This window comes from Malikia granosa (genome assembly GCF_002980595.1).
GTDB lineage: Bacteria > Pseudomonadota > Gammaproteobacteria > Burkholderiales > Burkholderiaceae_C > Malikia > Malikia granosa.
On sequence record NZ_PVLQ01000030.1, the window covers coordinates 37,165 to 57,443 of the forward strand.

18 protein-coding genes are annotated in these 20,279 nt (G+C 69.8%); 8 read left to right on the forward strand and 10 right to left on the reverse strand.

The features are described from left to right. The first annotated feature begins 55 nt into the window (after positions 1-55). From C6P64_RS09425 to C6P64_RS09450, 6 genes are read left to right on the forward strand one after another with little or no spacing between them, the layout of a single operon-like run. A complete protein-coding gene (locus C6P64_RS09425; protein ID WP_105748309.1) occupies positions 56-613 on the forward strand; it encodes a carboxymuconolactone decarboxylase family protein in 558 nt (185 codons plus the stop codon). A gap of 42 nt (positions 614-655) precedes the next feature. Beyond that, positions 656-1,774 (forward strand): acyl-CoA dehydrogenase family protein, encoded by a 1,119-nt coding sequence (locus tag C6P64_RS09430; protein ID WP_105748310.1) that lies wholly within the window; start codon positions 656-658, stop codon positions 1,772-1,774. Further along, on the forward strand, positions 1,771-3,036 hold the full coding sequence (rd, locus tag C6P64_RS09435) for a rubredoxin (protein WP_105748311.1): 1,266 nt from the start codon (positions 1,771-1,773) through the stop codon (positions 3,034-3,036). The genes C6P64_RS09430 and rd overlap by 4 nt, the downstream gene beginning before the upstream one ends. A gap of 17 nt (positions 3,037-3,053) precedes the next feature. Beyond that, a complete protein-coding gene (locus C6P64_RS09440; protein WP_105748312.1) occupies positions 3,054-3,872 on the forward strand; it encodes an ABC transporter ATP-binding protein in 819 nt (272 codons plus the stop codon). Between the two features lies 1 nt (position 3,873). Continuing rightward, positions 3,874-5,061: an ABC transporter substrate-binding protein gene (locus C6P64_RS09445; protein WP_105748313.1), complete on the forward strand. Its 1,188-nt coding sequence runs from the start codon at positions 3,874-3,876 to the stop codon at positions 5,059-5,061. 9 nt (positions 5,062-5,070) lie between these two features. Next, positions 5,071-5,856 (forward strand): ABC transporter permease, encoded by a 786-nt coding sequence (locus C6P64_RS09450; protein ID WP_105748314.1) that lies wholly within the window; start codon positions 5,071-5,073, stop codon positions 5,854-5,856. Position 5,857: 1 nt separating this feature from the next. Here C6P64_RS09450 and C6P64_RS09455 read toward each other — a convergent pair whose 3' ends face one another. From C6P64_RS09455 to C6P64_RS09500, 10 genes are read right to left on the reverse strand one after another with little or no spacing between them, the layout of a single operon-like run. Then, positions 5,858-6,610, reverse strand: coding sequence for an ABC transporter ATP-binding protein (locus C6P64_RS09455; protein WP_105748315.1), 753 nt, complete (start codon positions 6,608-6,610; stop codon positions 5,858-5,860). Positions 6,611-6,612: 2 nt separating this feature from the next. After that, a complete protein-coding gene (locus C6P64_RS09460) occupies positions 6,613-7,806 on the reverse strand; it encodes an ABC transporter permease (RefSeq protein ID WP_105748316.1) in 1,194 nt (397 codons plus the stop codon). After that, a complete protein-coding gene (locus tag C6P64_RS09465) occupies positions 7,803-9,011 on the reverse strand; it encodes an efflux RND transporter periplasmic adaptor subunit (protein ID WP_105748317.1) in 1,209 nt (402 codons plus the stop codon). Before C6P64_RS09465 ends, C6P64_RS09460 begins: the two co-directional genes overlap by 4 nt. Positions 9,012-9,046: 35 nt before the next feature. Then, the gene (locus C6P64_RS09470) at positions 9,047-9,646 is read right to left on the reverse strand and encodes a class I SAM-dependent methyltransferase (protein ID WP_105748318.1); all 600 of its coding nucleotides are present in this window, start codon (positions 9,644-9,646) and stop codon (positions 9,047-9,049) included. 10 nt (positions 9,647-9,656) lie between these two features. Next, a complete protein-coding gene (locus C6P64_RS09475; protein ID WP_105748319.1) occupies positions 9,657-10,115 on the reverse strand; it encodes an OsmC family protein in 459 nt (152 codons plus the stop codon). A 21-nt stretch (positions 10,116-10,136) separates the two neighbouring features. Then, entirely contained in the window at positions 10,137-11,411 is a 1,275-nt protein-coding gene (locus C6P64_RS09480) for an NAD(P)/FAD-dependent oxidoreductase (RefSeq protein ID WP_105748320.1), read from the reverse strand. 39 nt (positions 11,412-11,450) lie between these two features. After that, positions 11,451-12,830 (reverse strand): TolC family protein, encoded by a 1,380-nt coding sequence (locus C6P64_RS09485; protein WP_105748321.1) that lies wholly within the window; start codon positions 12,828-12,830, stop codon positions 11,451-11,453. A 49-nt stretch (positions 12,831-12,879) separates the two neighbouring features. Next, on the reverse strand, positions 12,880-13,089 hold the full coding sequence (locus C6P64_RS09490; protein WP_105748322.1) for a YgaP family membrane protein: 210 nt from the start codon (positions 13,087-13,089) through the stop codon (positions 12,880-12,882). A 39-nt stretch (positions 13,090-13,128) separates the two neighbouring features. Continuing rightward, positions 13,129-16,383 carry an efflux RND transporter permease subunit gene (locus tag C6P64_RS09495; RefSeq protein WP_105748323.1) on the reverse strand — a complete coding sequence of 1,085 codons (3,255 nt, stop codon included), beginning with the start codon at positions 16,381-16,383 and terminating at the stop codon, positions 13,129-13,131. 11 nt (positions 16,384-16,394) lie between these two features. Continuing rightward, complete coding sequence (locus C6P64_RS09500) at positions 16,395-17,474, reverse strand: efflux RND transporter periplasmic adaptor subunit (protein WP_105748324.1); 1,080 nt, start codon at positions 17,472-17,474, stop codon at positions 16,395-16,397. A gap of 141 nt (positions 17,475-17,615) precedes the next feature. Between C6P64_RS09500 and C6P64_RS09505 the strand changes: the two genes are divergently transcribed. Beyond that, positions 17,616-17,957, forward strand: a complete 342-nt coding sequence (locus tag C6P64_RS09505) for an ArsR/SmtB family transcription factor (protein ID WP_105748325.1) — start codon at positions 17,616-17,618, stop codon at positions 17,955-17,957. A gap of 44 nt (positions 17,958-18,001) precedes the next feature. Further along, the gene (locus C6P64_RS09510; protein ID WP_105748326.1) at positions 18,002-20,269 is read left to right on the forward strand and encodes a penicillin-binding protein 1A; all 2,268 of its coding nucleotides are present in this window, start codon (positions 18,002-18,004) and stop codon (positions 20,267-20,269) included. The last annotated feature ends 10 nt before the right edge of the window (positions 20,270-20,279 follow it).

A 20,279-nucleotide genomic window follows, 5' to 3' on the forward strand; every position in this document is an offset into this window, starting at 1 on the left:
GGATCGCATCAGCGGCTGCCGGAACAATCGTAGCTATCTTTGCACAGGAGTTTCCATGTCCCGCCTGACCATCCAGACCCCCGAGACCGCCCCCGAAGCCAGCAAGCCCTACCTCGAGGCCTCCAAGGCCCGCAACGGCTTCATCCCCAACCTGATGGGCGTGCTGGCCAACGCGCCGACCGCCGTCGAGATGTATATCAAGGTCGGCGAGATCAACGGCCGCACCAGCTTCACGCTCGAGGAGCGCGAGACGGTCCAGATCACCGCGGCGACCAACCACGGCTGCGCCTTCTGCGTCGCCGGCCACACCGCGATCTGCTACAAGCAGGGCAAGCTGGCGCCCGAGCTGGTCAACGCGATGCGCGACCAGACCCCGCTGCCCAACCCCAAGCTCGAGGCGCTGGCCGAGTTCACCCGCGCCGTGATCCGCAGCCGCGGCGCGGTGTCGCCGGCCGAGCTGCAGGCCTTCTACGACGCCGGCTACGGCGAGCAGCAGGTGCTCGAGACCATCCTGGGCGTCGCGCTGGCCACCCTGTGCAACTTCGCCAACAGCCTGGCGGGCACCGAGCTCAACCCCGAGCTGGCCGCCTACCGCTGGGAAGCCAAGGCCTGAGCCGTGCAGGCAGGCCCAGAGTGCGTAGCCGGAAACCATGACATGACGACCCTCGATGCCGATCAACTGCTGGGCGCGGTGCGCGCCTTCGCGCAGGGACCGCTGGCCGCCCAGGTCGAAGCGATCGACCGCCAGGGCTACTACCCCAAGGCCGAGCTCGGCGAGCTGGCCCGCCTCGGCGCGATCAGCGCCCACCTGGACGCGCCGCATGGCGGCAGCGATTTCGGGCTGGCGATACGCGCGATGGCCGAGGTCTCGCGCGTCTGCGGCGCGACCGGCTTCATGGTCTGGTGCCACGCGGTCTGCGGCCTGTACCTGCAGCAGTCGGGCAATCCGGCGCTGAGCGGCGAGCGGCTGCAGCGCCATGTCGGCGGCCTGGGCCTAGGCGGCACCGCGCTGTCGAACCCGATGAAGAGCTATGCCCAGATCGAGACGCTGCTGCTCAAGGCGCAGCCGGTCGAGGGCGGCTACCTCGTCAACGGCAACCTGCCCTGGGTCAGCAACCTCGACCAGGATCATTACTGCGGCGCCATCGCAGCCGTGACCGACGGCGAGCAGGCGCTGGGCCGCGAGGTGATGTTCCTGCTCGACTGCAGCGACCCGGGCGTCGAGCTGCACGAATGCCCGAGCTTCGCCGGCATGGAGGGCACCGGCACCTATGCGCTGCGGCTGAAGGACTATTTCGTCGGCGCCGATCGCCTGATGGCCGATCCGGCCAAGCCCTTCATCGCCCGCATCCGTGCCGCCTTCGTCATGCTGCAATGCGGCATGGCAGTCGGCGTGATCCAGGGCGCGATCGACTCGATGTGGGCGGTCGAGCCGCAGCTCGGCCATGTCAACCAGTTCCTCGACGAGCGCCCCGATGCGCTGCAGGCCGAGCTCGACGAGCTGACGGCGCGCGTCATGAAGCTGGCCGAGACGCCGTTCAACAGCTCGAACGAGTTCTTCCTCGACGTGCTCGACGCGCGCGCGCAAGGGGCTGAGTTGGCGCTGCGCGCGGCGCAATCGGCGCTGCTGCACCAGGGCGCGCGCGGCTACCTGATGAGCTCGGCGGTGCAGCGGCGCGTGCGCGAGTCGCATTTCGTCGCCATCGTCACGCCAGCGATCAAGCACCTGCGCAAGGAAATGGCGCGCCTGAGCCAGCAAGAGACTCCGGCATGACGGCACCTGATGCGGGCGCGACGCCCTGGCAAAAATACATCTGCGACGCCTGCGGCTATGTCTACGACGAGGCGCTCGGCGACCCGGACTCGGGCCTGGCGCCCGGCACCCGCTTCGCCGACATCCCCGAGGACTGGGTCTGCCCGCTGTGCGGCGTGACCAAGGCCGACTTCAGCCCCTACCAGCCGGTCTGCCTCGAGACGCTCAGGGCGCAGGCGCGCGACGGCGCCGGCCCCTGGCCGGCCAACTGCCAGGCCAGCAGCGTCGTGATCGTCGGCGCAGGCCGCGCCGGCTGGACCCTGGCCGAGCGGCTGCGCGCCCAGGATGCGGCATTGCCGATCACCCTGGTCAGCGCCTGCTCGGGCGACCTCTACGACAAGCCGCTGCTGTCGGTCGCGCTGGCGCGCGGCATCGCGCCGCAGCAGCTGGTCAAGGAGTCGGGCCGCGACGCGGCGAGACGGCTCGATGTCAGGTTGCTGGCGCACACGCACGCGATCCGCATCGATGCAGCGCGTCAGCGGCTGCGCACGACGCGCGGCAACCTCGCCTACAGCCATCTGGTGCTCGCGCATGGCGCCCAGGCCGGGCTGCCGTCGCCGCTGTCGACCGCGAACTGCTGGCGCATCAACCACCTGGATGACTACCGCAAGCTCAGGGCCGCGCTGCAGGCCGGCCCGCAGCAGGTCGCCATCGTCGGCGCGGGCCTGATAGGCAGCGAGCTGGCCAACGACCTCGCGCTCGGCGGACACCAGCTCACGCTGCTCGACAGCCAGCCCGAGCCGCTGGCGCGCTGGCGGGACCAGGGCGCCGGCGCGCAGCTGCTGCAGGCCTGGCAGGCGCTGCCGATCCGCTTCGTCGGCGGCATCGAGCTGGCCGGGCTGCAGCGCATCGATGCCGGCGAGCGGCCCCGCTACCGCCTGAGCACCGCCTGCGGCCAGCAGTTCGAGGCCGACCAGGTGATCGCGGCGACCGGACTGCAGACGCCCAGCCGGCTGGCGCAAGGCGCCGCGCTCGACTGGGACCGCGGCATCGTGGTCGACCCGCAAACGATGGGCAGCAGCCAGCCCGGCATCTATGCGCTGGGCGACTGCGCCAGCGTGGCCGGTACCGTCAGCCGCTTCATCGAGCCGATCTCGCGCCAGGCCAGCACGCTGGCTGCCGCGATCTGCGGCTGCCCGCCGCTGCGCTACGAGGGTCGTCCGGTGGTGGTGCGGGTCAAGACCAGCTCCTGCCCGCTGACGCTGCAAGGCGGGACCGATTGAAAACCGAGACAGGAACCATGAGCGCCGACTTCGTTTTGGATGCCCAGGGCATCGCCCTGGCCTACGCCCAGCCGGACGGCAGCCGCCGGCGCGTGCTGGAGGATTTCTCGCTGCGCATCGCGGCCGGCGAGATCGTCGCGCTGCTCGGACCCAGCGGGGTCGGCAAGTCCTCGCTGCTGCGCGTGCTCGCCGGCCTGCAGGGCGCAGAGAGCGGCCTGGTGCAGGTGCACGGCGAGCCGCTGCGCGGTCCGCATCCGCGCCTGAGCATGGTGTTCCAGGACCCCTGCCTGCTGCCCTGGCTGTCGCTGGAGCAGAACGTCGCCTTCGGCCTCGACTTCAAGCACCAGCCGGCACTGAGCCCGGCCGAACGCAGGCAGCGCGTCAGCGACGCGATTGCCGAAGTCGGCTTGAGCGAGGCACACCGGCGCTATCCCGCAGAGCTCTCGGGCGGCATGGCGCAGCGCACCGCGCTGGCGCGCGCGCTGTCGCGCCAGCCCGAGATCCTGCTGCTCGACGAGCCGTTCAGCGCGCTCGACGAGGTCACGCGCGGCGAGATGCAGCAGCTGCTGCGCGGCGTCTGCCGGCGCCACCGGACCGCCGCGGTGCTGGTCACGCACGACATCGACGAGGCGCTGCTCCTGGCCGACCGCGTGGTGCTGATCGGCGGCCAGCCCGGCCGCCTGGCCGGCAGCTGGAGCGTCGACATCCCCGAGCCGCGCGCCGACCATGTGCGCGCACTGGCCCAGCTGCGCCTGTCCGTCGTCGAGGCGCTGCACCAGGCCCGCGCCCCGGCGCGGCAGCCCTCCCCCTCCGAGCCCCTGACCTACGAGATCTGACATGTCGCAAATCCTGCTGAACAACCGCCGTGAATGGCTCAAGCTCGCGTCGCTGCTGAGCGCCGGCGGCGCCTTGCCGCTGCTGCAATCCTTCGAGGCGCGCGCGGCGACCGACGCCAATGCGCCGGTGCGCATCGGCTACCTGCCGATCACCGATGCCACGCCGCTGCTGGTCGCGCACCACAACAAGCTCTACGAGGCGCAGGGCCTGCAGGTCGAGCCGCCGCGCATGTTCCGCAGCTGGGCCCAGCTGGTCGAGGCCTTCATCGCCGGCCAGGTCAACGTGGTGCACCTGCTGTCGCCGATCACGGTCTGGGCCCGCTACGGCAGCAAGGTGCCGGCCAAGGTCGTGGCCTGGAACCATGTCGGCGGATCGGCGCTGACCGTCGCGCCCGAGATCAACGACATCAGGCAGCTCGGCGGCAAGACCGTCGCGGTGCCGTTCTGGTATTCCATGCACAACGTCGTGCTGCAGCATCTGCTGCGCGAAGCCAAGCTCGAGGCCGTCACCAAGGGCGATGCCGGCCCGCAGCAGGTCAAGCTGGTCGTGATGGCGCCGTCGGACATGACGCCGGCACTGGCCTCCAAGCAGATCGCCGGCTTCATCGTCGCCGAGCCCTTCAATGCCAGCGCCGAGCTGCTCAAGGTCGGCAAGGTGCTGCGCTTCACCGGCGATGTCTGGAAGAACCACGCCTGCTGCGTCGTCTTCATGCACGAGCGCGACCTGAACCAGCGTCCCGAATGGAGCCAGAAGGTGGTCAGCAGCCTCGTGCAGGCCCAGGCCTGGATCCAGGACAACCGCGCCGCAACCGCGCGCCTGCTGGCCAAGGACGGCGCCAACCGCTACACCCCGCACAGCGCCAAGGCGCTGCTGCGCGTGCTCGAGCCCAGCGCCGACCAGGCGCGCCAGTACCAGGCCAGCGGCGCGATCCGGCACCCGGAATGGAAGGAGGAGCGCATCGACTTCCAGCCCTACCCCTTCCCGAGCTACACCGAGAAGATGGTCGAGCTGCTCAAGCTGACCCAGATCGAGGGCAACAACGCCTTCATCCAGTCGCTCGACGGCAAGAAGACCGCCGCCGACCTGGTCGATGACCGCTTCGTCAAGCAGGCGCTCAGGCAGGTCGGCGGGCTCAAGACCTTCGGCTTCCCCGAGTCCTTCGGGCGCACCGAAGTGTTCGGAAGCTGAGTGCGGCCGATGCGATCGAATTCGAACAAGCCGGGCCCGCTCGCCCGCTGGATGCTGGGCCTGCTCGGGCTGACGCTGGTCATTGCCGCCTGGTGGGGCGGCACCTGGTCGCTGCAGGCCAAGGTGCCGCTGGCGGCCGCGCTCGCGCCCGACCAGACCCTGGCCAGCCTGTACCAGCTGCTGATCGGCAACCAGCTGACCGAGCATGTGCTGGTCAGCCTGAAGCGGGTGCTGGTCGGGCTGCTGATCGCGCTCGCGATCGGCGTGCCGCTGGGCCTGGCCGTCGGCGCCTCGCGCCGGCTCGAGGCCGGCACCGGCATCGCCTTCCAGTTCCTGCGCATGATCTCGCCGCTGTCCTGGATGCCGATTGCGGTGATGGTGCTGGGCGTCGGCGATGCGCCGATCTACTTCCTGCTCGCCTTTGCCGCCGTCTGGCCGATCCTGCTCAACACCGTCTCCGGCGTGCACCAGCTCGATGCGCGCTGGCTGATGCTGGGCCAGAGCCTGAGCGCGACGCGCTGGGAACTGCTGTGCCGGATCGTGCTGCCGGGCGTGCTCGGCCATGTCCTGACCGGCATCCGGCTCGCGATCGGCATCGTCTGGATCGTGCTGGTGCCCTGCGAGATGCTCGGGGTCAGCGCCGGCCTGGGCTACTTCATCCTCGACACCCGCGACCGGCTGGCCTACTCCGAGCTGATGGCGGTGATCCTGCTGATCGGCGCGCTCGGCTTCGCGCTCGACGGCATGGCGCGCGCGCTGCACCGGCACTGGACGCACAGCCGGCGCGGCGACTGAGTCAGTCCAGCGCCCGCCCCTGGCCCGGCTCCTCCACCGTTCTGCCGTCGCGGATGTGATACAGGCGACGGAAGGTCGGGATGATCTTCTCGTCATGGGTCACGACGATGACGGCGGCCTGGTACTGGCGCGCCATCCGGGCCAGCAGCCGCATCACGCCCAGGGCGCGCTCGCTGTCGAGCGGCGCGGTGGGCTCGTCGGCCAGGATCACCGCCGGCCGGTTCGCCAGCGCCCGCGCGATCGACACCCGCTGCTGCTCGCCACCCGAGAGCTGGGACGGCGCGGCCTGGGCCCGGTGCGCCATGTCGAGCTCGGTCAGCAGCTCGAGGGCACGGCTCCTGGCCGCCGCGTTCGGCATCCCGGCCAGCATCGGCAGCAGGGCCACGTTGTCGGTGACATCGAGGAAGGGGATCAGGTAGGGCGCCTGGAACACGAAGCCGATATGGTCGCGGCGCAGCGCGCTCAGGTCGCGGCTGGCCCAGGCCTGGTCGTACAGCACCTTGCCGCCCAGCACCATGCGGCCCGCGGTCGGCTCGATGATGGCGCCCAGGCACTTGAGCAGCGTGCTCTTGCCCGAGCCCGAGGGCCCGACCAGGCCCACCACCTCGCCCGGGCCGACCACCAGGTCGACCTGCTTCAGCGCCTCGACCGCGGTCTGGCCCTGGCCATAGACCTTGCGTAGGCCCTGGACCAGGATGCCCGCCCCGGGCTCGGCGGCGCCAGACGGGGACGATGGCAATAAGGTGATCGTCATGCTCAGCCCCCGATCGCCTCGGCCGGATCGACCTTGATCGCGATCCGGATCGCCAGCGTGCTGGCCAGCGCGCAGATCAGCAGCACCACGACCAGCCCGGTCAGCGCATCGCGCGGCAGCAGCAGCACGTATTTCGGGAAGATCGGCGCCCACAGGGTGGCCGCGAACTTGCCGACGACAAAGCCGATCAGCCCCAGCCCGAGCGCCTGCTGCAGGATCATCGAGGCGATGGTCGAGTTGCGGGTGCCGATCAGCTTGAGCACGGCGATCTCGCGCAGCTTGCCCATGGTCATGGTGTAGATGATGAAGGCGACGATGGCGGCGCTCACCACCGACAGGATGACCAGGAACATGCCGATCTGCCTGGCCGAGGTGGCGATCAGCTTGGCGACCAGGATTTCTTCCATGCCGGCGCGGTCGTAGACCTGCAGGTGCTTCCAGCGCCGGATCGGCTCGGCCACCTGAGCCGGAGAAAACCCTTGCCTGACCTGCACCAGCACGGCATTGACCTGGCTGCTGCTGCTCTGGCTCTCGACCACGGCCTCCAGCAGTCCCGGCACGCCGGGGCGGTTGAAGGCCGGATTGGCTGCGCTGCGCGCGCGCTCGTTGACGATGGCGTCGTTGTCCTTGAGGAACTGGGCCTGCTGCGCATCCTTCAAGGGGATGAAGACCATCGGGTCGCCGCCCGACGAGACCATGCGCCGGGTCAGTCCGACCACCTCGTAGTCGTGGCGACGCAGCCGGATGCGGTCGCCAAGCGCGAAGCCGGTCCTGACATCGGCCAGCGCCTCGTAATGGCTGCGGCTCAGCGGCCGGCCCGCCACCAGATGGCTCGGACTGCCGGGCTTGCCGGGCTCGATGCCGACCACCATGGCCCGCACCTCGGTGTCGCCGCGCCTGACCTGCATGTTGAAATAGGTCACGTTGGCTGCCAGCGCCACCCCGGGCATGCCCTCGATGCCATGGACCAGGTCGTCGCGCAGGCTGGACGACTCGGCATAAGGGCCCTGGGTGCCCTGCTGCACCACCCACAGGTCGGCGCCGCTGTTGCTCAGCAGCACCTGGGCATCGTCGACCATGCCGCGGTAGAGCCCGGCCATCGAGAAGGTGACGCCGATCAGCAGCCCGAGTCCGATGCCCGTCAGCAGGAACTTGCGCCAGCCGTGCAGGATGTCGCGTCCGGCTAGGCTGATCATGGGCCGGTCCTGGCTGCACCCGCGGGCCGGATCAGCTGCTCCACCACCTGGATGCGCGAATCGGCGCTCAGCGGCTTCTGGCTGTAGACCACGACCCGCTCGCCCGACTTGAGCCCGGCCAGCACCTGGACCTGGCCGTCCAGGCTGCTCGCACCGACCTGGACCGGCGCGAAGGCCAGCCGGCCGTCCTGCAGGCGCCAGACCCCAGTGGCGCCGCCCTGGCGCTGCAGGCTGGCTGCCGGCAGCAGCAGCGAGTCTTCAATCGCCGGCAACTCGATGCTGGCCTCGACCATCTCGCCGACCGACAGGCCCGGCGGAATCTGCTCGAGCGAGAGCTGGGCGATGCGCTCCTCGGTCACGCTGTCGCTGAGCCATTCGACCCGTGCCACCCGGGCCGGCACCGGCTCATGCGGGCGCGAGCGCAGCAGCAGCCGGGCCGGCAGGCCAGGCACCAGACCGGCGGAGCGGCCCTGGTCCAGCCGCACCCTGGCCCACAGGCTGGTCGGATCGATCAGGCGCAGCACCGCCTGCCCTGCGACGACGGTCGAGCCCGGCTCGGCCTCGCGCGCCGACACCACCGCGTCGGCCGGCGCGATCAGCCGGGCATTGGCGCGCTGCTGCTGCAGCGCCGCGCGCTCGGCCTTGGCGCGCAGTGCATCCTGCGCCGCCGCCTGGGCCGTGGCGCGCGCCGACTCGAGCGCGGCCTCGGCCGAGGCCAGCTCCTGGCCGCGCGCCTCCAGGGCACCTGCGCTGATGAAGTGCTGCCTTGCCAGCTCCTGCTGGCGGCGCAGGTTGGACAGCGCGAGCTCGCGCCGGGCCCGGGCATCGGCCTGCTGCGCAGCAGCCGCGGCCTGCACGCTGCTGGCGCGCGCGATGCTGGCATCGAGCGCCTGCAGCCGCTGGTCCAGGTCCACCGGGTCCATCTCGGCCAGCAGCTGCCCGGCCCGGACCCGGTCGCCGACATCGACCTGGAGCGTCAGCAGCCGGCCTGGCGCCGTGGGACCCAGCATCCAGTGGTGCCTGGCCTCGAGCGTGCCGATGCCGAACAGCTCGGGCGTGAAGCGGCCGGGCTTGACCTCGGCGACCGTGACCTGGACCGGCGCCAACGGGCCGGTGCGCAGCAGCACGAACAGGAACAGCAGCGCCAGCAGCGCGACCGAGCCGCCGAGCAGGAGACGCCGCTTGAGCGCGGGGGAAACGGTCATCGGAGTCCTTCTGGAAGTGCAGTGATGGGGCTGACTCAGGTCCGGCGGCCCACCAGCCGGGTCACCCAGGCCGGCCCCTGGTGGCCAGGCCCCTCGTCGAGCACCGTCTCGACTTCCTCGCGCAGCAGCCATTGCAGCCGGCCCGCGAAGTCTGCTTCGAGGTCGGCCAGCGCATAGAGCATGTCGAGCTGCTTGGGCCCGCCGCTGCTGCGTTCGAGCTGCTTCGGGTGGAAGGCCTCCAGGATCAGCAGGCCGCCCGGGCGCAGCGCATCGGCCAGCCTCTGGTGGGCGCTGGCACGGATTGCGGGCGGCAGGTGGACATAGGTCAGCACCAGCGCGTCAAAGGCGCCGGCGGGCGGCTGCCAGTCGGCCAGGTCGGCGAGCTGGGTGGCTATCCTGACCCCCTGCTCGGCCGCCAGCGCCTGGGCCTTGGCCAGTCCGACCGCCGAGCCATCCATGGCCAGCACCTGGTGGCCCTGCGAGGCCAGCCAGACGCTGTTGCGCCCCTCGCCGTCACCCGGCACCAGGATGCGCGCGGCGCTCGGCAGGCGGCTGGCCTGGCTAAGCAGGAAGGCATTGGGCCGGGTGCCGTACTTGAAGCCGGCGCCGGAAAATTGCTGGTCCCAGAAGTTCATGCAAGTCAATTCAGGTAGTGGAAGATTTCAGCAAGGCGCCCGTGACGTCGAACACCTCGACCGTGACCGGGATGCCCTGCCCGATGCTCTGGGTCACGGTGCAGAAGGCGTCGAACTGGCCCAGCACCCGCTCCAGATGCTCGAGCGCCGCGGCCTTCACCCCGAGCTGCAGCCTGGCGCCTAGCTTGAGCACGCGCAAGCGGCCCTCGGGATTGCGGCCGACCTCGGCCTGCACGGTGCAGCTGATCGGCTCGGGCGCCTGCTTGAACTTGCGCAGAGCAAACAGCAGCGAGTCGCTCAGGCAGTTGCCGACCGAGGCGCACAGCAGCTGCACCGGGGACGGCCCCTGCCCGCTGCCGAGCGGCGGCGGTTCGTCGCAGACCAGCACCGGCATGGTGTCATCGAAACGGATCTCGAAGCGGTAGTCCTGCTGCTGGTGCAGGGTGACGGATACGGTGGCTTCGCTCATCTTGTCATCGCTTTCCAGGGTTCACTTCTCGAGCCGCAGGATACCGAGCGCCTTGAGCACGTATTTCTCGTAGATCGGCTCGGAATGGCCGGCACGCATCTTGTGCAGGAAATACTTCTCGAAGCCGATCTTGGCCAGGTGCACCCACTTGCCCTTGCGGTTCCAGTTGACGTTGCGCGGCGGGATCTGCGGCAGCGCGACGAAGGCCGCGCCGGTGTCGCCCATGTCGGCCAGGCAGATCGCATTCCAGGTGCCCCTGGCGCTGGCGGGCCGGCCGTTGAGCTCGGCCACGATATTGTGGACGATGGCGCTGACCATGCTCTCGATCATGTAGCCGGTCTTGGGCGCACCGGTCGGCACCGGCGTGACCTCGACCGGCGGGATCGCCACGCAGACGCCGGCGGCAAAGATGTTGCGGTACTTCTTGCTGCGCTGGTGTTCGTCGATCAGCACGAAGCCGCGTGGGTTGCACAGCCCGGGCACCGCCGCCACCGCATCGACGCCCTTGAAGGCCGGCAGCATCATCGCCAGCTTGAACGGCAGCTCATGCTCCTGGTAGGGATTGCCGAGGTCGTCGAGCTGGGTCACGAACAGCTTGCCGGCCTCGACCTTGGTGGTCCGGGCATTGGTGATCCACTTGATGTCGTTCTGGCGGAACTCGCTCTCGAGCATGGACTTGCTGTCGCCGACGCCGCCCAGGCCCATGTGGCCGACATAGGGCTCGCTGCTGACATAGGTGATCGGCACCTTGTGGCGCAGCTTGCGCCGGCGCAGGTCGGTGGCCAGGATGAAGGCAAACTCGTAGGCGGGCCCGAAGCAGCTCGCGCCCGGCATGGCGCCGATCACCACCGGCCCCGGGTTTTCCAGGAAGGCCTGGTAGTCCTGCCAGAAGCGCTCGGCATGGTCGACGGTGCAGATCGAATGGGTGTGGCCGCCATGCGGTCCGGCGCCGGGCACCTCGTCGAAGCTCAGCTTGGGGCCGGTCGTGATCACCAGGTAGTCGTAGTCCACGCCCTGTCCGTCGGCCAGGGTCAGGCGATTGGCCTCGGCATCGATGGCCGTGACCGGCTGGGCGATGAAGCCTATGCCCTTGCGCTCGAGCAGCGGCGCGATCTCGAGCGTGGTGTGCTGGCGCTCGCGCCAGTGCACCGCGATCCAGGGGTTCGACGGCGTGAACTGGAAATAGTCGACCGCGCTGATCACCGTGATCCGGTGTTCGCGGGGCAGGATCTCGCGCAACTCGTAGGCGGCCGGCATGCCGCCGACGCCTGCACCGATGACAAGGACATGGGCCATGGTCTGTCTCCTCTTGCGGGCTTGGTGGGTAAATCCGGCTCAGGGCTGCAGCTTGGCGTTGACCGCCTGCAGCCCCGGCAAATCCAGTTGTCCGGCCAGCGCCTCGAGCTGCAGCCGATTCTGCAGCAGCTCGGTGCGCGCCTGCAACAGCGCGAGCTCGGCCGCCGCGGCATCGTTCTCGGCATTGAGCAGGTCGAGCGTGGTGCGGTCGCCGACCTGGCGACCGAGCCGGGTCGCGTCCAGCCGCGCGCGGCTGGCGACCAGCGCCTGCTCGAGCGCCGCCAGCCTGGCCTGGCCGCTGCTGAGCGCCAGCCAGCTGGCGCGCGTCTGCTGCGCCAGCTGCAGCCGGACTCGCTCGAGCTCGGCCCTGGCCTTTTGCTCCAGGCTCAAGGCCTCGGCCAGCTTGGCGCTGCGCCAGCCGCCGGTGTAGAGCGGCAGGTTCAGCGCGACGCCGACCATCTGCTGGCTCTGGCTGTTGCTGGCTGTGCCGTAATCGCCCGAGCCGCCCAGGCGCTCGCGCGAGGCCTGCGCCACCAGCTCGACCGTGGCCGATCCGGCCAGGCCATGCTTGCGCACCTCGGCCGCGGCGACCTCGGCCTGGGCCTGCTGCAAGCGCAGCAGCGGGTTGTGCTGCTGCGCCAGCGCCAGCCATGACTCGAGCGGGGCCAGCGCGCCGTCGGCCAGCTGGCCGGAGGGCGCTTGCAGCTGGAGTCGCTCGGCCGCCAGCCCGGTGCTGTCCTGCAGCGCCTGGCGCGCGAGCTCGAGCTCGTTGGCCGCCGCCAGCACCTGGGCCTGCAGGCCGCGCGCGCGCGCCGCGGCCTCGTGGCTGTCGGTGATCGGCTGGTCGCCCAGCGCGTAGCGGTCCTGGGCCTCGGTGTAGGCGCGGTCGACGGCGACCTGCTGCTGCTTCAGCAGCGCCAGCCGGCGCTCGGCCAGCAACAGGCCGAAATAGCGCTGCGCGGTCTGCAGCATCCAGTCCTGCTGCGCGGCCTGCCACTCGAGGTCGGCGGCATCGGCCGCCAGCGACAGCTGGCGCTGCTGGGCCCGGCGCTCGGGGCTGTAGAGCGGCTGGCGCGCGCCCAGGGCCCAGCGCGTGGCCGTGCCGCCCTCGACCGAGGTACCGAAGGACACGCCGGTCGAATGGCCGAAGCCCGGCGCGGCAAACTGTGCGCCGTCCATGCGGCTGTCGGCGCTCGAGTAGCCGGCACTGGTGCTCAGGCCCAGGGTCGGACGCCAGAGCGCGGCGGCCTGCTCGCGCCGGGCGGCACCGGCAGCGCGGGCCGCGTCTAGCACCTGGCCCTGCGGGTCATGCTCGCGCGCCGCCTGCCAGACCTGCAGCAGGTCGGTCGCACTGGCAAAACCGGGGGACATGGCGCATAGCGCGAGCAGCGCGCCGGCAATCAGGGGGCGAGATCTCATCCTTGCGCTCCGTAAATCCGTCAACGGGTCGAAACAGCTCGAGCGCGGCTCAGCAGCCGGGCTTGAAGCCGAGCTTGCGCAGCAGGGTTTCCATCAAGCACCATTTCGTCAGGCCGCTCTGCAGCAGATTGGCGCCGACGAAGGCGGTGAAGGCCAGCCACCACTGGCTGACGAAGACCGGGCTGCCGGGGATGCCGAGCGCCAGCGACAGCAGGATGAAGCTGCCGGCGACGACGCGAACGATTTGCCAGGTGGTCATGATGGGTTGCTCCTTGGATGGCGAATGGGTTGAATGGGTTCAGGCCGCCGCTTCAGCGCCAGCCGGCGGCTGCGGCCGCTCGGGGTGCTGCTTGCGGTAGGCCGCGTAGTACAGGGTCGGGATCACGACCAGGGTCAGCAGGGTCGAGACCAGGATGCCGAAGATCAGCGAGATCGCCAGCCCGTTGAAGATCGGATCGTCGAGGATGAAGAAGGCGCCCAGCATCGCGGCCAGTCCGGTCAGCATGATGGGCTGGGCCCGCGTGACGGCCGAATGCACCACCGCCTGCCGGAACGGCACGCCCGCCCTGGCCTGCAGCTCGATGAAGTCGACCAGCAGGATCGAGTTGCGCACGATGATGCCGGCCAGCGCGATCATGCCGATCATGCTGGTCGCGGTGTACTGCGCGCCCAGCAGCGCATGGCCCGGCATCACCCCGATCAGGGTCAGCGGAATCGGCGCCATGATGATCAGCGGCGTCAGATAGCTGCCGAACTGCGCCACCACCAGCAGGTAGATCAGGATCAGGCCGACGCCATAGGCGGCGCCCATGTCGCGGAAGGTCTCGTAGGTGATCTGCCACTCGCCGTCCCACTTGAGCGCGTAGCCGCGCCAGGCATCGGCGGGCTGGTGGATGAAATACTCCTCCAGCTGGCCGCCGACCGGGGGCTTGAGCTCGGCAATCCGCGCGCGCATCTGGAACATGCCGTAGAGCGGGCTGTCGATCTTTCCGGCCATGTCGGCGGTCACGAAGTTGACCGGCAGCAGGTCCTTGTGGATCACCGGCTGCTCGCGCAGGGTGTCGCTGACCTTGACCAGCTCGCGGATCGGCACCAGCTGGCCGGACGAGCCGCGCACGGCGAGCTGCAGCAGCGCGTCGAGTTCGCCATGGCGCTCGGGCGGCAGCTGGATCAGCGCCGGCAGCGGATACTTGCTGCCGTCGTGCAGCCAGGTCGCCTCCTCGCCGGCCAGGCCGGCGCGCAGCGTGCTCACGATCGCCGCCTGCGGCACGCCCAGCAGCGCAGCCTTGCTTCGGTCCACCAGCAGCAGCTGGCGCGGCGCGTCGGCGATGCTGCTGTCGTCGACATCGACCACATTGGCGGTCTGCTCGAACACCGCGCGCACCTGCTTGGCAACCTGGCGCCGGCCCTCGGCCTCCGGGCCGTAGATCTCGGCCACGATGGGCGACAGCACCGGCGGGCCCGGCGGCACCTCGACCACCTTGACATTGGCGCCGAAGCGCTTGCCGATCGCCTGCAGCTCGGGCCGCAGCCGGGTCGCGATCGCGTGGCTCTGGTCGGAACGATGGTGCTTGTCGACCAGGTTCACCTGCAGGTCGCCGACCTCGCCGCCAGCGCGCAGGTAATACTGGCGCACCAGGCCGTTGAAGTTGATCGGCGCCGCCGTGCCGGCATAGGCCTGGTAGTCGGTGACCTCGGGCACGGTGGCCAGGTAGGCGCCGAGCTCGCGCAGCACCGCCGCCGTGTCCTCGACCGGGGTGCCGGCCGGCATGTCGACCACGACCTGGAACTCGGACTTGTTGTCGAACGGCAGCATCTTGAGCTGCACCAGGCCGACGACCGGCAGCAGCACCGACAGCGCGATCAGGCCGGCAATGCCCAGGCCCAGCAGCCTGCGGTTGCGCCCGCCCGCCTCGGGGTGCAGCAGCGGACCGAACACGCGCTCGAACAAGGGCCCGAGTTTGGCGGCCAGGCCCGTGGGCGCGCCATGGGCGCCGGCTGCATGGCCATGGCCAGCCTTCATCCACAGCCGCGCCAGCCAGGGCGTGACGACGAAGGCGATCGCCAGCGACAGCAGCATGCCCATGCTGGCATTGATCGGGATCGGGCTCATGTAGGGGCCCATCAGTCCGGTCACGAAGGCCATCGGCAGCAGCGCCGCGATCACGGTCAGCGTGGCCAGGATGGTCGGGCCGCCGACCTCGTCGACCGCGCCCGGGATGATCTCGGCCAGGGTCTTGCCGGGGTAGAGCTGCTGGTGGCGGTGGATGTTCTCGACCACCACGATCGCGTCGTCGACCAGGATGCCGATCGAGAAGATCAGCGCGAACAGCGAGACCCGGTTCAGCGTGAAGCCCCAGGCCCAGGAGGCGAACAGGGTCACGGTCAGGGTCAGGATCACCGCGGTGCCGACGATGGCGGCCTCGCGCCGGCCCAGCGCGATGAAGACCAGCGCCACCACCGAGGCAGTCGCGAACAGCAGCTTCTGGATCAGCTTGCGCGCCTTGTCGTTGGCGCTGGCACCATAGTTGCGCGTCTCGGCGACCTCGACCCCGTCCGGGATCACGCTGCCGTGCAGCTGCTCGACGCGCTGCATCACGGCATTGGCGACATCGATCGCGTTCTCGCCCGGCTTCTTGGTGATCGCCAGCGTCACGGCCGGGTATTCGCCGCCGCCCTGCTGCCGGTTCAGTCCATGCCAGACATGGCGGGCGGCGGGCAGCGGACCCTCGCTGACCTCGGCGACATCGCGCAGGAACACCGGCTTGCCGGCGCGCACGCCGACCATCAGCTCGGCGACCTCGTCGGCGCTCGAGAGCCACGGGCCGGCCTCGACGCTGATGCTGCGGTTGCCAGCCAGCAGCTCGCCGACCGGCAGGCCCATATTGGCCGACTGCAGGCTCTGGCGCAGGTCCTGCACCGTCACGCCCGAACCCGCCATGCGGCCCGGATCGATCTGCACCCGCACCGCGCGGCCCGGGCCGCCCAGCGTGCTCACGTCCTGGGTGCCCGGCACCCGCTTGAGGTCGGCCTCGATGCTGTGCGCGACCCGCTCGAGCTCGTAGGCGCCGGTCTCCGGCTCCTGGCTGAACAGCGTCAGCGTCACGATAGGCACGTCGTCGATGCCCTTGGGCTTGACCAGCGGCTCCATGACGCCCAGCCCTTGCGGCAACCAGTCGCTGTGGTCGCGCAGCGTGTCGTGCAGGCGCACCAGCGCCTCCGAGCGCGGCACGCCGACCTTGAACTGCACCGTCAGCACCGCCACGCCCGGGCGCGAGACCGACATCACATGCTCGATGCCCGCGATGCGCGACAGCACCTGCTCGGCCGGAATCGCGACCATCTGCTCGACATCGCGCACCGAGGCGCCCGGGAAAGGCACGATGACGTTGGCCATGGTGACGTTGATCTGCGGCTCCTCCTCGCGCGGCGTCACCAGCACGGCAAAGATGCCCAGCAGCAGCGCGACCAGCGCCAGCAGCGGCGTGATCTGCGCGCTCTGGAACAGCGCGGCAATCCGGCCCGAGGGGCCCATGGACTTGATCGGACTCATGCGGCGCCCTTTCAGCGTGCGACGGCAGCAGCCGCCTGCGGATCGGCAGCGACCTTGTCATCCGGGCGCAGGCCGCTCAGGACCTCGACCTGGTCGCCCGTGACCCGCCCGAGCCGGACCTGGCGCAGGCTGGGCTTGCCCTGGGCATCGACCACATAGGCGGCTGTCAGCTCGGCGCGGCGCAGGATGGCGCTGGCCGGCAGGAACAGGCGCTGCGGCCCGGCCTTGGCGCTGCCGCCGACCGGCAGCCAGACGCGGGCGAACAGCCCCGGCATCAGGGCCTGACCGGCCGCACCCGCAGCACCGGAGGACGGCAGGGCAAGCCGGATCTGCGCGGTATGGCTGGCCGCATCGAGGGTGGGCAGCAGCTCGACCGCGGCCGGCTGCAGACGCGTGGCCGAGCCGCCCATGCCGTTGATCTCGTAGCGCACCTGGTCCAGCCGGGTACTCAAGCTGCCCAGCAGCGCCTGCGGCACCGCCGCCGTCACGCGCAGCGCGGACGGATCATGCAGGGTCAGCAGCGGCCGGCCCGGCAGCGCCATGTCGCCCAGCGTGACCGCGACCTCGCTGACGATGCCCGCATAGGGCGCCTTGAGCAGGAAGAAGCCCGATTGCGTCTGCGCGACCCGGGTCTGCGCCTGCAGCGCATTGACCTGGGCCTGGGCCGCCTCCCACTGGGCCTGGCTGCGCTCGAGCGCGGCCTGGCTGATGTACTGCTTCTGGTGCAGCTGCTTCTGCCGCGCCAGCTCGCTGGCGGCCACCTTGAGCTGGGCCTGCGCTGCCTCGACCTGGGATGCGCTGGCCGCCACGCCCTGCTGGGCCGCGCTGGCATCGATGCGCAGCAGCTCCTGGCCCGCCTTGACCCGGTCGCCCGCCTTGACCTGCAGCGCGACGATGGCACCGGCGACCTGGGTCGAGAGCCGGGTCTGGCGCACCGCCTCGACCACGCCGTCGACGCTGGTCTCCAGGCCCGTGCCGGCCGCGCTGCGCAGCTCCACCGTGGCCAGCGCCCCGCCCTCGGCCGCCAGCGCCGCGCCGGCCAAGGACAGGGCCGCGAGCGATGCCAGGGTCACCCGATGTAAGCGTTTCATCTTGCGTTCCTCTTGTACTTGTAGTTTCTTGCTTATTTAACTGATTGCTTAATTATGCAATGTTACAATAAAACCATGCCAAGCGAAAAAATTTCCCCGCCCGTCGATTCCGGCGCCCCCACGCCCCCGGACTGTCCGGCGATGGAACACATGCCGCTCGAGGCGATGGAGGAAATCGCGGCCTATTTCCAGGTGCTGGCCGAACCGACCAGGCTGCAGATCCTGAATCTGCTGCGCAGCGGCGAGCGCAACGTGAGCGAACTGGCCCAGCTGTGCGGCTTCACGACCGCCAACATCTCGCGCCATCTGACTATGATGAGCAAACACGGCCTGGTCAAGCGCGAGGGGCGCGGCACCAGCGTGTTCTACCGCATCGCCGACCCGACCATCTACGCCCTGTGCGACCTGGTCTGCGGCAACATCGCGCGCCAGCTCGAGCGCTCGGCGGCGAGCCGGGCCGCCTTCACCGGGGCCCCGCACTGATCATGCCGTGGGCCAGGAACCGTCAAATCCACAGACTCGATGCGATGCAACAGGACCGCCCCAGGTCGGCGGTGATCGCTCACGGGCGCTTGGCCCTGCTGCTGGCCGGCTTGTGGCTGGGTTTGTCCAGCGGGCCCGTCGCCTGGTCGGCGACGCCGATGGACCTGCCCAGCCTGGAGGCCCTGGTCGACTACCGCCCCAAGATTCCGCTGCGCGTCTACACGAGCGACGGGGTGCTGATCGGCGAGTTCGGCCAGGAACGGCGCGAGTTCATGCCGATCAAGGACATCCCGCTGATCCAGCAGCAGGCCTTGCTCGCCATCGAGGACGCCCGCTTCTACGAGCATGGTGGCGTCGACTTCAAGGGCGTGGCGCGGGCCGTGATCACCGATCTCACCAGCGGTCTCAAGCAGGGCGCCTCGACCATCACGATGCAGGTCGCGCGCGACTTCTACCTGAGCAAGGACAAGCTGTTTTCCCGCAAGCTCACCGAGGTGATGCTGGCCTACAAGATAGAGCGCACGTTGAGCAAGGACCAGATCCTGGAGCTCTACATGAACCAGGTCTATCTGGGACAGCGCGCCTATGGCTTCAGCAGCGCGGCACGCGTGTACTTCGGCAAACCCCTGCAGGAGCTGAGCCTGGCCCAGGCCGCGATGCTGGCGGGCCTGCCGCAGGCGCCGTCGGCCATCAATCCGGTGGTCAATCCCAAGCGGGCCCAGGCACGCCAGCAGCTGGTGCTCAAGCGCATGCGCGAACTCGGCTACATCAGCGACGCGCAACTCAGGCAGGCCATGGCCGAAGACCTGAAAGTGCGTCCGGAAGGGCGGACCTTCAGCCCGCATGCGCAGTACGCGGCCGAGATGGTGCGCCAGGCCATCGTGGCGGAATTCAAGGACGAGGCCTACACCCGGGGCATCAACGTGACCACCACCTTGGTCAACGCCGAGCAGGAGGCGGCCTATGCCGCCGTGCGTCGCCAGGTGATGGCTTACGACCAACGCCATGGCTACCGGGGCCCGGAGGGCAGCCTGCTGCTGCCCGGCAACAGCGAGGAACGCTTGAAGGCCGTCGAGGCCAAGCTGGCGCAACATCCGGCCAGCGACTCGCTGCTGTCGGCGGTGGTGCTGTCGATCACGCCGCAGTCGGTGCAAGCCATGCTGGCCGACGGCACTGTCGTCCATATCCTGCCCGACGGCTGGCGCTGGGCCGCCGCCGCGCTGGCGCGCAACGCCAAGCCGGCGCTGCAGCTCAAGCCGGGATCGGTCATCCGCGTGCAGCAGGCGGAAAAAGGGCAATGGCGCATCAGCCAGCTGCCCAATGTGGGCGTGGCCCTGGTCGCCCTGAACCACCAGACGGGCGCCTACCGTGCGCTGGTCGGCGGCTTCGATTTCAGCGCCAGCCCGTTCAACCATGTGACCCAGGCCTGGCGCCAGCCAGGCTCGGCCATGAAACCGTTCATCTATGCCGCCGCGCTGGAAAAAGGCTTCTCGCCAGCCACCCTGGTCAACGATGCGCCGCTGACGCTCACGACCGCCGAAACCGGCGCGGCCCCCTGGTCGCCACAGAACGATGACGGCGTCTACGAAGGTCCGATCACGCTGCGACGCGCACTGGCCCAATCCAAGAACGTGGCTGCCGTTCGGCTGCTGCGCGCCATCACGCCGGCCCAGGCGCATGCCTTCCTGCCGCGCTTTGGCTTCGATGCGAACAAGCACCCCCTGAACTACACGCTGGCGCTGGGCACCGGTTCGGTCACGCCACTGCAGATGGCTGGCGCCTATTCGGTGCTGGCAAACGGTGGCTTCCAGATCAAGCCCTATCTGATCCAGAAGGTGGTGGATATCCGGGGCAAGCTCCTGTTCGAGGCCAAGCCGCCCCTGGTCGCCCAGGAGACCGACCGGGTGCTCGAGGCACGCAACGCCTTCGTCACCACCAGCCTGCTGCGCGAGGTCACCCTCAGCGGTACGGGCGCCGCAGCCACGAGGCAGCTGGGCCGACAGGACCTGGCGGGTAAGACCGGTACCAGCAGCGAGGCGGTCGACGGCTGGTTCGCGGGCTATGGCGGCAACACCACGGCAGTCGCCTGGATGGGCTACGACGAGCCCAGGTCGCTGGGCGGACGCGAATTCGGTGCCACGGTGGCCTTGCCGATCTGGATCGACTACATGCGGGTGGCGCTGACCGGCAAACCTGCCCCTTCGCCGCCCGCGCCCGCGGGGGTCAGCTCGGTGCAGGGGGACTGGGTCTACGACGAATTCCAGCCGCCCGGCCTGGCGCCCAACCTCGATGCGGACGGGGTCTTGCAGTAGACCAGCCTGG

What these genes read in the sequence shown, in the direction of transcription:
- rd (WP_105748311.1), top strand. Translation starts at nt 1,771, where the DNA reads ATGACGGCACCTGATGCGGGCGCGACGCCCTGGCAAAAATACATCTGC.
- C6P64_RS09430 (WP_105748310.1), top strand. Translation starts at nt 656, where the DNA reads ATGACGACCCTCGATGCCGATCAACTGCTGGGCGCGGTGCGCGCCTTC.
- C6P64_RS09425 (WP_105748309.1), top strand. Translation starts at nt 56, where the DNA reads ATGTCCCGCCTGACCATCCAGACCCCCGAGACCGCCCCCGAAGCCAGC.
- C6P64_RS09465 (WP_105748317.1), bottom strand. Translation starts at nt 9,011, where the DNA reads ATGACCGTTTCCCCCGCGCTCAAGCGGCGTCTCCTGCTCGGCGGCTCG.
- C6P64_RS09495 (WP_105748323.1), bottom strand. Translation starts at nt 16,383, where the DNA reads ATGAGTCCGATCAAGTCCATGGGCCCCTCGGGCCGGATTGCCGCGCTG.
- C6P64_RS09455 (WP_105748315.1), bottom strand. Translation starts at nt 6,610, where the DNA reads ATGACGATCACCTTATTGCCATCGTCCCCGTCTGGCGCCGCCGAGCCC.
- C6P64_RS09500 (WP_105748324.1), bottom strand. Translation starts at nt 17,474, where the DNA reads ATGAAACGCTTACATCGGGTGACCCTGGCATCGCTCGCGGCCCTGTCC.
- C6P64_RS09510 (WP_105748326.1), top strand. Translation starts at nt 18,002, where the DNA reads ATGCAACAGGACCGCCCCAGGTCGGCGGTGATCGCTCACGGGCGCTTG.
- C6P64_RS09450 (WP_105748314.1), top strand. Translation starts at nt 5,071, where the DNA reads ATGCGATCGAATTCGAACAAGCCGGGCCCGCTCGCCCGCTGGATGCTG.
- C6P64_RS09485 (WP_105748321.1), bottom strand. Translation starts at nt 12,830, where the DNA reads ATGAGATCTCGCCCCCTGATTGCCGGCGCGCTGCTCGCGCTATGCGCC.
- C6P64_RS09475 (WP_105748319.1), bottom strand. Translation starts at nt 10,115, where the DNA reads ATGAGCGAAGCCACCGTATCCGTCACCCTGCACCAGCAGCAGGACTAC.
- C6P64_RS09505 (WP_105748325.1), top strand. Translation starts at nt 17,616, where the DNA reads ATGGAACACATGCCGCTCGAGGCGATGGAGGAAATCGCGGCCTATTTC.
- C6P64_RS09445 (WP_105748313.1), top strand. Translation starts at nt 3,874, where the DNA reads ATGTCGCAAATCCTGCTGAACAACCGCCGTGAATGGCTCAAGCTCGCG.
- C6P64_RS09480 (WP_105748320.1), bottom strand. Translation starts at nt 11,411, where the DNA reads ATGGCCCATGTCCTTGTCATCGGTGCAGGCGTCGGCGGCATGCCGGCC.
- C6P64_RS09470 (WP_105748318.1), bottom strand. Translation starts at nt 9,646, where the DNA reads ATGAACTTCTGGGACCAGCAATTTTCCGGCGCCGGCTTCAAGTACGGC.
- C6P64_RS09490 (WP_105748322.1), bottom strand. Translation starts at nt 13,089, where the DNA reads ATGACCACCTGGCAAATCGTTCGCGTCGTCGCCGGCAGCTTCATCCTG.
- C6P64_RS09460 (WP_105748316.1), bottom strand. Translation starts at nt 7,806, where the DNA reads ATGATCAGCCTAGCCGGACGCGACATCCTGCACGGCTGGCGCAAGTTC.
- C6P64_RS09440 (WP_105748312.1), top strand. Translation starts at nt 3,054, where the DNA reads ATGAGCGCCGACTTCGTTTTGGATGCCCAGGGCATCGCCCTGGCCTAC.